The sequence below is a fragment of the Paenisporosarcina sp. P4_E4_2 genome (assembly GCF_056401595.1).
In genome coordinates, this window is the sequence record NZ_JBFUJC010000056.1 from 1 (window position 1) to 12,413 (window position 12,413).

At 38.4% G+C, this 12,413-nt stretch carries 10 protein-coding genes and 1 pseudogene; all 11 read right to left on the reverse strand.

Going from position 1 to position 12,413, the window contains the following annotated elements; all coding sequences use genetic code 11:
- Positions 1-111: pseudogene (locus AC1DSB_RS06470) on the reverse strand (cytochrome C assembly protein); the annotation flags it as partial.
- Between the two features lie 86 nt (positions 112-197).
- Positions 198-1,562 carry a glutamyl-tRNA reductase gene (gene hemA / locus AC1DSB_RS06475; RefSeq protein WP_477532215.1) on the reverse strand — a complete coding sequence of 455 codons (1,365 nt, stop codon included), beginning with the start codon at positions 1,560-1,562 and terminating at the stop codon, positions 198-200.
- Between the two features lie 433 nt (positions 1,563-1,995).
- Positions 1,996-2,592: a ribosome biogenesis GTP-binding protein YihA/YsxC gene (gene yihA / locus AC1DSB_RS06480; RefSeq protein WP_016426759.1), complete on the reverse strand. Its 597-nt coding sequence runs from the start codon at positions 2,590-2,592 to the stop codon at positions 1,996-1,998.
- Positions 2,589-4,919, reverse strand: a complete 2,331-nt coding sequence (lon, locus tag AC1DSB_RS06485) for an endopeptidase La (RefSeq protein WP_477586158.1) — start codon at positions 4,917-4,919, stop codon at positions 2,589-2,591. The genes yihA and lon overlap by 4 nt, the downstream gene beginning before the upstream one ends.
- A gap of 126 nt (positions 4,920-5,045) precedes the next feature.
- Positions 5,046-6,314, reverse strand: a complete 1,269-nt coding sequence (gene clpX / locus AC1DSB_RS06490; RefSeq protein WP_477532217.1) for an ATP-dependent protease ATP-binding subunit ClpX — start codon at positions 6,312-6,314, stop codon at positions 5,046-5,048.
- Between the two features lie 198 nt (positions 6,315-6,512).
- Positions 6,513-7,799, reverse strand: a complete 1,287-nt coding sequence (gene tig, locus AC1DSB_RS06495) for a trigger factor (protein ID WP_477586160.1) — start codon at positions 7,797-7,799, stop codon at positions 6,513-6,515.
- A 103-nt stretch (positions 7,800-7,902) separates the two neighbouring features.
- Positions 7,903-8,904, reverse strand: coding sequence for a tetratricopeptide repeat protein (locus AC1DSB_RS06500; protein WP_477586162.1), 1,002 nt, complete (start codon positions 8,902-8,904; stop codon positions 7,903-7,905).
- Positions 8,905-9,023: 119 nt separating this feature from the next.
- Positions 9,024-9,719: a hypothetical protein gene (locus tag AC1DSB_RS06505; protein WP_477586164.1), complete on the reverse strand. Its 696-nt coding sequence runs from the start codon at positions 9,717-9,719 to the stop codon at positions 9,024-9,026.
- Between the two features lie 212 nt (positions 9,720-9,931).
- On the reverse strand, positions 9,932-11,167 hold the full coding sequence (locus tag AC1DSB_RS06510) for an ATP-binding protein (protein ID WP_477586167.1): 1,236 nt from the start codon (positions 11,165-11,167) through the stop codon (positions 9,932-9,934).
- Between the two features lie 163 nt (positions 11,168-11,330).
- Positions 11,331-11,774, reverse strand: coding sequence for a group I intron-associated PD-(D/E)XK endonuclease (locus AC1DSB_RS06515; RefSeq protein ID WP_477532221.1), 444 nt, complete (start codon positions 11,772-11,774; stop codon positions 11,331-11,333).
- An 83-nt stretch (positions 11,775-11,857) separates the two neighbouring features.
- Complete coding sequence (locus tag AC1DSB_RS06520; RefSeq protein ID WP_342543342.1) at positions 11,858-12,067, reverse strand: hypothetical protein; 210 nt, start codon at positions 12,065-12,067, stop codon at positions 11,858-11,860.
- Positions 12,068-12,413: the final 346 nt, after the last annotated feature.

The window sequence follows — 12,413 nt, forward strand, 5'->3', positions numbered from 1 at the left end:
GCGGTGAGCTTTTGAATCTTTATCTAAATAATCAATGAAGTAAAATACAAGACTGATTGCGTAGAGGATAACCATACCTTCATGCAGCCTTGTCATGGTCAAATCCGCCACTACCTTACCCCTTTTCCCTCAGAAATAAAAAGCGTTTTCGCATGTATAGTTTACCATACAGATACGAAAACGCCCCCTAACATGAATTAATATGAATACCCTGGATTAACTGCTATCTTTTTTTCTTCAACAACTTCTAGCTGTTGTTTGACAGCCATCATTTGACGTTGTTTTTCTTGCTGAACCTCTTCTACAATACCAAATATCTGTTGGAATAATTGCAGTTGTTCATGTGAATTTGATGAAACTGCAAGTTCTTTCGCCTGCAGGATTGGATCTTTTAACAATTGATTGATAATTGATTTAGTATGTTTGCTTAATATCTTACGTTCTCGATCCGTCAGTTCAGGCATTTTGTTTTCAATGCTGACCATAGTCTCTGCTTGTATTTGCATCGCTTTTTGACGAAGTGCCGAGATGATAGGAACGACTCCCAATGTACCGAGCCAATTGTTGAACTGGACAAGTTCCTGTTCAATCATCAACATGATGTCATTAGCAGCAAGTTGTCGTTCCGCTAAGTTCGCTTCCACAATGCCTTGCAAATCATCTATATCATATAGGAACACATTTGGAAGCTCACCAATGCGCGGATCCAAATCACGTGGCACTGCGATATCCACCATGAATAGTGGCTTTCCTTTACGAATGCGCTCCACAAATTGCATCAATTCCAAGTCAATAACGTATTCAGTTGAACCTGTTGAACTAATTAATATGTCAGCTTCAAGCAATGCACATTGAAGTTCTTGCATCGATTTCGCCTGACCATCAAATTTCTCTGCAAGTAATTGAGCTTTCTCGAAGGTGCGGTTGATGACTGTGATTTTCTCTGCTCCACTTCCGTGAAGGTTCTTAATCGCCAGTTCACCCATTTTCCCTGCCCCTAAAATAACAACATGCTTTTGCTTCAATGAACCGAAAATTTTCTTTCCTAGTTCAACTGCAGCATAAGAAACAGAAACCGCGTTCTCACCGATTGCTGTTTCAGCATGTGCACGCTTCGCAAGAGTAATCGCTTGTTTGAACAATTGGTTGAATACTGTTCCAGTTGTCCCCCGTTCTTGGGCATCCAAGAAACTTTTGCGTACTTGTCCAAGAATTTGTGTTTCTCCAAGTACCATTGAATCGATCGAAGCAGTTACTCGGAATAGATGCTCCATCGCCCCATCATTTTCATAAATGAATAGGTACGACGAAAACGATTCAATCGGTAACTTGAACCATGTCGCAAGGAATTGCTTTATATAATAACGTCCGGTATGTAACTGATCGACAATCGCATAGATTTCGGTACGGTTACATGTAGAGACAATCACGTTTTCCAATATGCTTTTCTGCTCTTGCAGTGCTTGCATCGCCTGCGGTAAATCGGACTCAACGAAGGACAATCGTTCGCGAATCTCTACCGGCGCTGTACGATAATTAACACCCACTACGATGGTATGCATGGCTTCATGACACCTTTCACGTTCTATTTCACGCCTTTTATTATAGCATAACGTTTTTAAAAACAAGGTTTTAAATGTGAACAAGCTATGAAATCAAGGCTGATTGGTAAGCTACTTTATAATAATTATAATGTAAGTGTATCAAAACGTCTGAACGCATACAATCGTTTTGCTTGTATGCGGAATTGTCTGTTAATGGTATTGCGAATTGGCGTGATTGTTGCTCCAGGTTGACAATATCGCGTGCCAGGTTGACAGTTTGCGGTTCCAAGTAGACAGAAACGACTTCCAGGTAGACAGTTTACCATTCCAGGTTGCACAAAATCCCCACAACCTTTATATTACCTCTGACAAGAACTTCAATCCTCCAGATTCACAAATCATTAAAAAAACTCCCTAAAAAGCATTAGGCTTCTTAGAGAGTGTAACCGTTCTATTCTATTTCTAGTACCATACGACGTTTGATTTCTGCCCATGCCGCATCAAATCCAAGACCCGTTTCCGAAGAAAACAGAATCATCGTATCATGCGCTTCCATATCAAGTTCGTCACGAACCATTTTCTTATGCTTCTCCCATTTGCCTTTCGGGATTTTATCCGCTTTTGTGGCAATGACGATACAAGGAATGTTGTGATACTTCAGGAAATCATACATCATGCAATCATCATCGGATGGTGGATGACGAAGATCCACAATCTGGATAACGGCTTTCAGCACGTCACGACTCGTAATATACGTTTCGATCATTTTACCCCAAGCTTCACGTTCGCTTTTCGAAACTTTTGCATAGCCGTATCCAGGAACATCAACGAAAAACAATTGTTCTTCAATTTTATAGAAGTTCAATGTTTGCGTTTTCCCCGGTTTTGAAGAAATACGTGCCATACTCTTTCGGCCTATCATTTTATTAATAAATGAAGATTTTCCTACATTTGAACGACCAGCAAGAGCAAACTCCGGAAAACCATCTTCCGGATATTGCTCTGGTCGTACTGCACTGATTACTAATTCCACGTTATGCACTTTCATTTCACGCCGCCTCCTTCTAGTGCTATTTCCAGCACTTCGTCAGCATGCGAGACAAATTTGAATGTTAAGTCCTCGCGCACACTTCCCGGTATATCTTCTATATCTCGTTCATTTTCTTTCGGTAAAATAATCGTTGTTAATCCTGCACGGTGAGCGCTTAACGTTTTTTCTTTAACTCCACCGATTGGCAACACGCGACCACGTAATGTGATTTCACCAGTCATGCCCACTTCACGTCGAATAGGACGTTTTGACAAAGCCGATACAAGCGCCGTTGCAATGGTAATTCCGGCAGAAGGTCCGTCTTTCGGAACCGCCCCTTCAGGCACGTGAATATGAATATCWTGCGATTCATGGAAATTCGCATCCAGTCCTAATACTTCGGTTTTCGATCGAACGAATGACAAGGCTGTCTGAGCAGACTCTTTCATGACATCGCCCAATTTACCAGTCAAAATCAGCTTTCCTTTACCAGGTGAAAGAGATACTTCAATTTGAAGTGTGTCTCCACCAACAGTGGTATAGGCCAAGCCCGTCGCAACACCTACCTGGTTTTCTGTTTCGGCTTGTCCATAACGGAATTTATGTTTGCCGATTAGATCTTCCAAAGAAGAAGCTTTGATAACAATGCGTTTTTTATCAGTGGATACAACTTGTTTGGCAGCTTTACGGCAAATAGCAGCAATTTGGCGCTCAAGACTACGGACACCCGCTTCACGTGTGTAATAGCGAATCAAGTCAAGAATCGCATCGTCTTTAAGTTGCAGTTGCGATTTCGTCAAACCATGTTCTTTCAACTGTTTCGGCAATAAATGATTTTTTGCAATGGATTGCTTTTCCATCTCCGTATAGCCTGCAATAGAAATAATTTCCATGCGATCACGGAGTGGTCCTGGAATCGTGCTTAAATCAWTAGCAGTTGCAACGAATAACACGTTTGATAAGTTATATGTTTCTTCAATGTAATGGTCGCTGAAATTGTGGTTCTGTTCCGGATCCAATACTTCAAGCATCGCTGAAGAAGGATCCCCACGGAAGTCATTTGACATTTTATCAATTTCATCCAACAAGAAGACCGGATTAATTTTTCCGGCTTTTTTCATCCCTTGAATGATGCGTCCAGGCATTGCACCTACATACGTGCGACGATGTCCACGAATTTCTGATTCATCTCGTACACCACCCAGTGAAATACGAACGAACTGACGTCCTAATGATTCTGCAATGGAACGGGCAAGCGAAGTTTTTCCGACACCTGGAGGTCCAGCCAGACAAAGAATCGGTCCGCGCAATGATTTGGTCAATTGACGAACAGCTAAATATTCAAGCACACGCTCTTTTACTGACTCCAGTCCATCGTGGTCACGATTTAAAATAGCTTCCGCTCGGTTGATATCCAATCGATCAGCTGTAGCATCCGTCCATGGAATGGCCACTAGCCAATCCAAATAGTTGCGAATGACGCCACTTTCAGCAGCTGCTGCCGGAAGTTTTTCATATCGGTCTAACTCTTTCAAAGCCACATTTAACGTAGATTCAGGCATTCCCGATTCATCGATTTTCTTACGAAGGTCAGCTACTTCTCCTGTTTTACCTTCTCGATCGCCAAGTTCCGTTTGAATCGCTTTCATTTGCTCACGCAAATAAAATTCTTTTTGTGTACGTTCCATCGCCTGTTTTACTCGTGCAGATATTTTCTTTTCCATATCCAACACTTCTTGTTCATTGTGCAAGCGATTGACTAACCATTCCAAGCGGTCTTTCACGTCGAAAATTTCAAGCACTTCTTGTTTCCCACTAACCTTCAGCGGCAAGTAAGACGCGATCATATCCGCCAAACGGCCTGGCTCTTCAATATCAGAGACTGTGTCATATGTTTCTGATGTTACTTTTTTCGAAATTTTAGAGTACTTTTCAAAATACTGAAGTAGCATGCGCATAAGGGCTTCATGTTCCGGCGTTTTCTCAGTATCATCCGGTGAAGCAGTAACGGTCACAGTTGCGTAGTTATCACCTTCCGTGTAACTAGCCCACGTTGCACGCTCCAAGCCTTCTACTAATACACGGATTGTGCCGTTTGGCAGTTTAATCATTTGATTCACATGAGCCAACGTTCCTATTCCGTTCAAATCCTCTTCTACTGGTTGTTCAACATTCATATCTTTTTGGGTTGCCAGAAAGACGATGTTATCAGTCAATAATGCCTGTTCCAATGCTGCAACAGAACGCTCACGACCTACATCAATATGTAACACCATCGTCGGAAATACTAACAAACCACGCAAAGGTAATAATGGAACGATTTTTTCTTCATTTTTCTTTGACATTTGGAAAGTCACCTCCGTCCAATTTTGTCCGATTTCTCCATAAATCAAACATATGGAAGAAAAAGCTGACATCCGAGCTGCGCGTAGCATACGCACGTTCGAAGCCAGCTTTTCATTCAGCTAAATTTACGCTGAAGTTTTTTCATCATTTTGATTCAGTACGCTACCGTCTTCCAAAACCAATCTCGGATTTGTAGAATCAGTAACCGTTTCTTTCGTAATAACACACTCTATAATATCTTCACGTGAAGGCAATTCATACATCACGTCCAACATTAATGATTCAATAATCGAACGAAGTCCACGTGCACCCGTTTTGCGTTCGATTGCCAATTTCGCAATTTCAACCAATGCATCATCTTCAAATGTCAATTTGACATTATCCAATTCAATCATTTTTTGGTATTGCTTCACTAAAGCATTTTTGGGTTCAGTTAAAATTTGAACAAGAGCGTTCTCGTCTAGCTGTTCCAAGCTTGCCAATACTGGCAGACGGCCAATGAATTCAGGAATCAATCCGAATTTCAACAAATCTTCAGGAATTAATTGTGATAATAATGAAGATTCTTCAGGATCTTTTTTGTTTGGATCTGAACCGAAACCGATTACTTTTTGTCCTAAACGACGTTTAATGATTTGATCAATTCCATCAAATGCTCCACCAACGATGAACAAGATGTTCGTTGTGTCGATTTGAATGAATTCCTGATGAGGATGCTTACGCCCACCTTGAGGAGGAACGCTTGCAACTGTGCCTTCTAAAATTTTCAGAAGTGCCTGTTGCACACCTTCACCTGAAACATCACGCGTGATGGATGGATTTTCGGATTTACGTGCTACTTTATCGATTTCATCGATATAAATAATACCTTTTTCCGCTTTTTCAACATCATAATCAGCCGATTGAATCAATTTCAGGAGAATGTTTTCTACATCTTCCCCAACATATCCAGCTTCAGTTAATGATGTTGCATCAGCAATCGCGAATGGCACATTCAGAATGCGCGCAAGTGTTTGAGCTAGTAACGTCTTACCACTACCAGTTGGTCCCAAAATAACGATATTTGATTTTGATAATTCCACATCATCGATTTTGCTGTCGGAATTGATGCGTTTGTAATGATTATAAACAGCTACAGCGAGTGATTTTTTTGCTCGCTCCTGACCAATTACATATTCATCAAGAATGGAAAGGATTTCTTTTGGTTTTGGAACTTCTTTAAACTCAGTTTCTTCTTCTGTACCGAGTTCTTCTTCCACGATTTCCGTACATAATTCAATACATTCATCGCAAATATATACACCAGGTCCTGCGACCAGTTTACGAACTTGTTCTTGGGATTTACCACAGAAGGAACACTTTAAATTCCCTTTTTCATCATTAAATTTGAACAAAATATTCACCCCTATTCAAGCCACAATCTTACAAGATTCTCCTACTAGAATCAACTAATAAGATTAATGAAAACTTAGATCATTATTTTTCATCGTTCACGTATCTTTTGGATCAATCACCAGACATTACCTATGTATGAGAGAAAACAAGGCACGGGCAATATGTCCGCGCCTTGTTTTAAAAAGCAGTGATAAAAATTATTCTGTAACTTTAGCGTTTTCAACTAAGAAGTCGATTGTTTTTTGCATACGGATATCGTTTTCAAGTGCGCCAGTACCACCAAGTGCTGTACGGATTTGTTCAGCAGTCATGTTGAATTGACCAGACATTTTTTCGATTTCAGCATTTACTTCTTCTTCAGAAGCTGTTAGGCCTTCTGCTTCAGCGATCGCTTCAAGTGTCAAGGAAACTTTCACACGCTTGTTAGCATCTTCAATCATTTGTGCACGAAGTGCGTTTTCATCTTGACCAGAGAATTGGTAGTAAAGGTCAAGGTTCATACCTTGTGATTGTAAACGTTGTGCGAAGTCATTTAACATACGATCTACTTCTGCATCGATCATTGCTTGAGGAATATCGATTGTTGCGTTTTCAGCAACTTTCTCAACTAACTCATCTTTGAATCCAGCTTCAGCCGCATTTTTCTTTTCTTCAATTGCTTGTACTTTTAATTTCGTACGAAGAGCATCGATACCTTCAATTTCGCTATCGATTTCTTTTGCGAAATCATCGTTTAATTCAGGAAGTTCTTTTCCTTTTACTTCTTTCACAGTTACTTTGAAAGTAGCTTCTTTACCAGCAAGTTCAGCTGCATGGTATTCTTCAGGGAAAGTAACAACTACATCTTTTTGTTCGCCAGCTTTTAAGCCAACCAATTGCTCTTCGAAACCTGGAATGAATGATCCAGAACCAATTTCAAGTGCGTGGTCTTCACCAGCGCCGCCTTCAAATGCTTCTTCTCCAAGGAATCCTTCGAAATCGATAACAGCTGTATCGCCTTCAACGATTGCTTCGTCTTCTTTAACAACTAGCTCAGCCAAACGTGTTTGTTGTTCTTTTAATTGAGCTTCGATGTCTTCATCAGTTACATTTGAGTCTTGTTTAGAAACTTCAATGCCTTTGTAATCTCCAAGAGTTACTTCAGGACGTACTGTAACAGTAGCTTTGAAAATCAAGTTTTCACCTTGCTCCATTTTTTCGATGTCGATTTCCGGACGATCAACAGGATCGATTCCAGCTTCTTCAACAGCTGTAGCATATGCATCAGGTAGAATGAAATCTAAAGCATCTTGGTATAAAGACTCAGCACCAAAAYGTTGTTCGAACATTTTACGTGRCATTTTCCCTTTACGGAAACCTGGTACGTTGATTTCTTTAACAACCTTTTTGAAAGCTTTATCTAAACCTTCATTAACTTTTGCTGCTTCTACTTCTACAGTTAGAATACCTGTGTTACCTTCTTGTTTTTCCCATTTCACTGACATATATTCAACCTCCATCATTAATTTCAATTGTTTAGTATCATTCTTATCTATGATTTTGACAACCATTCTAGTATAGCATAACCGCCGATACTTTCAACTTTTTTCACATGTTCCGCATTTCGAAGAGGACATCAATCCTAACGAGCAAGTCATACAACTTCCCTTCGCAAGTCACTTCTTCCCCTAACATGCCTCCTACGTAATTTATATAAGCTTCAGCCACTTCTTGCTCATCGAACGAAAACCATTCAAATGGATACGTTGCAAATGAGTGACGAATGATTAAATCATGAACCATTTCCAATTTGGTTGGATTTTGAATGAGGTCATCTTCCGTCATGTTTAGGACAGCTTCGACCATCGGTGTTTGGGAAGGGTCTAACAGCTCTTTAGGGATAATATCAGTTCCATAACCGAACTTTTCAATGGTTATGTTCCGATCTATTCTTTTGTGTACCATCAATAATAGGGCGAAGGATTTCGTTATGGGTGATATTAGGTCATCTTCAATAATGGTCACCAGTTCATTTTCTATTGGCGTCAGATCTTCCCCTTCCAGTTCAACCAATAGTTGCTGTTGCTTATCTTCTGGGAAACGAGAAAATGTTTCGTATTGAAATAAGCTTGCATCAATTTGATTGTTATGAGGAACATCTTCCAATATCCGATCACTTTTTTGTTTGGCCACGCGTTCATTCAATGTGAGAAGTTGTTCAAATTTATCTATTTTATCTTCAGAAACAACGCCTTCTTCAAGCAATGATTCCAAAATTTCTWTTACCTCACCGAACTGGCGGAGCTCCATCAGGATCGTTACATACAACTCCATCGTTTCAAAGTAATAGGTAGGACCTAATTTCAAAAGTTCCTCACAAACTGTCTTAGCCTCAGTGAATTCCCGAATTTCATACAATGAATATGCATAGACACCTAGTGTTTGTTCATCAGCTTCTATGTATGTCAGGGCCTGTCTAATTGAATCCACCGCTAAATCATATTGAAAATCTTCAGCATGTTTCAGTCCTTCGGATATGAGTCTGTCCACCATGCCCGGAAAGACAATGATGTTTTCTTTTTTTTGAAGTTTTCCGTACTTTTTTCGCAATGTGGATTCCGCCTTTCTCTTGCGTTTATAGTAGCACAAATTGAAAAAAGGATGCGCTTCTCAGCACATCCTTTCTTCATTAATTGTATTCTTCTTGGAGTAAAAAGCTCAATTAGTGATTAAAAACCGAATTCAGCTTGTTGTTCACTAGTAATATCTTCATACGTGTCTTCGTCATAGCTTGAGCTGATAATGAACTTCAATGATTTCAATTCATCAACATTGCTGGTGGTAAAAACTCCGATTGTTCCTTCATGTTTGGTCTTACCATAAAAAGTACTGTCAAAGCCATTTTCTTCCCAAATGAAGTCATTACCCATTGCATCCAGTTGCTCGCCTGTATTCGTAACGATTGTACTGATTCCGTTCCATCCAATATTTTTATCAGATGTATTTTCAGCTGTATAATTTATTTGAATATAATTAAGTTTCWCTGGCAATTCCGAAGCATTCATGAATTGGAGTAAATAGTCTGTGTTATCAGGATGAATATCTGTTAGTTGGATGACTTTCATGTTTGTCACAACAACTTTTACAGGTGCTATGTCCACACTTTGATTGACCTCTTTAATTTTCAGCAATTCTACAGAAGTTCCATCCTCTTCCTTCACTTTTTGCCCAACCTCTGTTAAAAGTACTCGGCCATTTTCATCCGTTACCGGTTCGCTGACTTCTTCTTTTTTATTGGAAACTTCTTTCTGTTCCGCTTTTGAAGGATTGACTTCTTTAGCAGTTGTTTGATCTTCACTGCACCCCACTAAAACTCCGGTGACAAGCAAAATTAATGGAAGCAATGCTTTTAATGTTTTTTTCACGCTATGTACTCTCCCTGGTTCAAAAATGTAAAATTATAGTGATTTCTTATAATCTTCAAAATTCATATTAAAAGACTGTAATATAATTGTAAAGATATTTTAATATAGTAATTACTTCCTCTAAACACTATAAAAGGGAAATTTACATGTAGAAGAAAATAGAAAAAGAGTGCGCATTAATGCACACCCCTTCACAATTTTCAAACTAGATTTCAAACTGGAATCGTAATTGTGAAAGWAGTTCCTTTACCTTTTTTACTTTCAACACCAATTTTACCTTTAACTTTACAGATCGTTCCATACACCATCAACATGCCAAGGCCAGTACCTTCTTTTTTTGTTGAGTAATAAGGTTTGCCCAAATTCTTTATTTCATCCTTCGTCATTCCAATGCCACTATCTTTAACGGTTAAGATAATGTTTTGATCGAAATCACAGACCTCAATTGTCAAAATCCCACCGTTTTCTTTCATTGCTTCTATTCCATTTTTTAATAAATTCAAAAGACACTGTTGCATTTGATTTTTATCGTATTTCAACTTCAGTGTATTTGTAAAATGACATTCAATTTCAACACGATTCATTTTAGCATAAGGCATTAGAATATTTTTCACGTACCTAAATTCTTCTTCCAAATTGGCATACACCATGTTTTCAGATTGCGGTTTCGCAAATGCTAGAAAATCACTCACAATTTGTTCGGCACGTTCCAATTCTTTCAACGAATAATCGATGTACATTTTTTCATCTACCGATACATTCTTTGATTCCTTCAATAGCTGCAAGAAACCATTGGTCACAGTCAGAGGGTTTCTAATCTCATGCGACACACTTGCCGTAAGCTCACTCATCACATGAAGCCGTTCTGCGTGAAGGAAATTTTCGCGGCTCTTAATATTATCGAGTGCTTTTTCGATCATCAACATAATCAGGATAATGACAACAACATGAGTGGTAAGGGAATAAAATGCCAGCAACCAGAACTCCTGTGTTAATACATCAAAAAATGTACTGAGTGTCGTTAAGTAAAATCCCATCGTGAATATCGCTGCCGAAACACCAATAAGTAAACGTTTTTGCGTGTTTACTCGAAGAAATATTTTACTCAAAAAAGGCACAATCATGAAAATGGAGGATGAAAATAAAAGGGATTGAATTGTTCCCTCCCCACCAATCATAAAACGATAAACGTTCAAGACGATAAAAAGAGGCAGAACCTTCCAATAACCTCCATATAACGCAACGATAATAAACGGGATATACCGCAAATCAAAAATAAAACCAATATCCAGATGAATCGGATAAACCATACATAAAATCATCGAAATCGTGGCAAAGGCAATGAGAAATACAATATTATAAAAATGTTTGCGATTATCAAAGAAAATCACGAACAATAGTAGAGGGAAAATTAAAAATAAGATATTTAACAACAACGTTTCTAACACTGAATTTCCTCCTTTCCATGGAACTAAAGTTCTTCTAGGGAGAATTATACTTCTTCCGCAACAGACATTTCCAATATGTCGAATTTTGTAATAAAAAAACCTTCTTTACCAAAGTGAAGTCACATGCGTTATGTGATCAATTCACTTTTAGATAAAGAAGGATTTATTCTTGTCTGGTTTTTTCTAAAAATATTGTCGGAATTGATAAGTAATCATCTGCGTAATGTATATTCTTACACTGCTTATTAAGTGATTTGTTTATTCTAATATTTACAGTGCTGTTAAATTTTTTCGGATCAAAATAATAACACCTGTCTGTATCTGGACAGTAAACACAATACAAGTCTATTTGATTTTTATCAACTGGATTTTCGCAATACCCTTTAGAAGTACTATAAGACGAACTAAATCTTACAAATAGAAAGCCTTTAGAGTTTACACTTCTATATTTGACCTGAATTCGAATGAAGTCTCCATCTTTATAAGCAACAAGATCAAATGGAGTATGTTCTGATAATGGAGTAAGAATCAAATAACCTTTTGAACATAAGTCCGCTTGCGCTTTAAGTACACCTAAATCCCCTTTGTTTTTTGTATGATGCTCCATAACACACCACCTCAAAGTTTTTAGTTTACCTATTGTTAGTCATATTTCTAAGGACAACCATTGACTACGAGTTGCTATAGGATTTAACGAGAAGCCCTATTTTCTGAACAATTTGGACATTTTTTCTGGTTACTACCTTTAAATTTAGTAAAAGTTTTTTCAAAATTATTTCCACATGAACATTTAAATAGTAATTTTTGAGAGTATCCTACATACTCTTTAGAAAGTAATTCACAATCTGAATTCTTCTTGACATATTCTCTGATATTTTCAATAGTCCATTTTTTATTCACATTAACACCCTCCAATAGATACTGGTTCCGAATTTTAACACAGGAAGAAGTTCGGATACCTTCTTTACAATTTGGCACGTGACTACCTAATCTTTCTGATTCCTTATTATATCATCACTTCAACAACTCTGTTTTAGTCTGAAATATATCTCATCAGCAAATGGATTGAATCATTGAACATGTCTATAATTGGTCACAAAAAAACTCCCTAAATATAATTTAGGGAGTTTTTTTTGCTCAAAGTCTTACATACGTCCCAGGAGGGATTCGAACCCCCGACCGACGCCTTAGCTTACCACTATAGCTTTCGCTACCAATGAACATTGTTTGTAGTCTGGACTATATC

Excerpts from the sequence above, each read along its gene's own strand:
- yihA (WP_016426759.1), bottom strand. The coding sequence starts at position 2,592 with ATGAAAGTGCATAACGTGGAATTAGTAATCAGTGCAGTACGACCAGAG.
- hemA (WP_477532215.1), bottom strand. The coding sequence starts at position 1,562 with ATGCATACCATCGTAGTGGGTGTTAATTATCGTACAGCGCCGGTAGAG.
- AC1DSB_RS06515 (WP_477532221.1), bottom strand. The coding sequence starts at position 11,774 with ATGGAGCATCATACAAAAAACAAAGGGGATTTAGGTGTACTTAAAGCG.